The organism is Clostridium sp. DJ247, from assembly GCF_014231265.1.
The window spans coordinates 1-1,225 of sequence record NZ_JABAIW010000137.1 but is presented as its reverse complement, the minus strand read 5'-3'; the positions used below and the strand labels follow the sequence as shown (position 1 = coordinate 1,225).

The 1,225-nt window shown below is 29.9% G+C and carries 2 protein-coding genes; both read right to left on the bottom strand.

Annotated features, from left to right (window positions below):
- Nucleotides 1–116 precede the first annotated feature (116 nt).
- Nucleotides 117–728 carry a DNA-3-methyladenine glycosylase gene (locus HGI79_RS22415; RefSeq protein ID WP_185652882.1) on the bottom strand — a complete coding sequence of 204 codons (612 nt, stop codon included), beginning with the start codon at nt 726–728 and terminating at the stop codon, nt 117–119.
- Between the two features lie 200 nt (nt 729–928).
- Entirely contained in the window at nt 929–1,066 is a 138-nt protein-coding gene (locus HGI79_RS22410; protein WP_185652881.1) for a hypothetical protein, read from the bottom strand.
- Nucleotides 1,067–1,225: the final 159 nt, after the last annotated feature.

Genomic DNA, 1,225 nt, shown 5'->3' with positions numbered 1-1,225 from the left:
AAAGTTCTTAGATTTTTATCAAATTTGAGCTTTAGACTAATTAAAAATATTTAACGTGACGAAGCATGGTAATATATCCCGAAGTATAAGTTAAATTTTGGGCATGAGTATCCATATCATTTTACTGATACATTCATGTTATCTTTTATATAAAATCTCCAAGGACAATCCTTAAACTCTTCTGCATAATCTATTCCTACTCTTTTAGATGATACTATTTGGAATTCATTACTGTGTCCTTCTTCTATATATAGCTTATTGCCACATAAATCTTCACCATTAAAAGCTTTATTTATATCCAAAGCATTACATAATTTTCCTGGACCATTAGTTAAATTCTTTATTTGACTTTTTGTTAACTCACTATAAGTTTTTTTAAATCTATTAGTTGACATGCTATCTAACCCTTCTAAAGGTTCTAGTGCCCTAACTAGTACAGCCTGTGGTACTCCTTCTTCACGAGTAACAGCATTAAAACAATAGTACATACCATATATAACAAATACATATGAAAATCCTGCCTTTCCATACATGACTTCTACTCTAGCAGTTCTTCTTCCCCCATAAGAATGTGCAGCCTTATCCTCTATTCCTAAATATGCTTCCGTTTCAACTATTCTTCCCGCAACTCTGGTGCCTTCTATTTCATGTACTAATACTTTACCCAATAATTCTTTGGCTACTGTTATTGTTTCTCTAGCATAAAACTTTCTATCTAATTTCTTCATTTAATGCAATCACCTTACCTAACAATCCTACTAATTTATTATATAAAATTTAATTATTATAAAAAAGACATAAATTTTAAATTTACATAAGGCATCTGAAAGAAAATTACCCGTTAGATTCACTAGTTGTTTTTTAAAGCTGCCTAACTAAAAAAAGAGCCCTAAGGGCTCAAAAGACTTAAATTACCATTTTCCATGAATTAATCTCTTGTTTTTACAATTTGTTTTCCTTCTTTAATTGCATCACCATTATTTAGCTCGCTAGAGGTACTTCCTGGTTTATTATTTCTTTTCTTGAAATCATGTTGTAAATTCATCTGTGTAGGTTTACTTGGCATAGTTAACACTTCCTTTACTGATGATTTTTCCTAAGATCATATAATAATATCTATCGAAGGTTATTCAGGTATAGATACCCTTAGTTTAAATTTAACTTATACGTAGGAATATGATGCCAAAACTGATGGCACTTTTAAAAACTTTTTTATTAGTCTTAG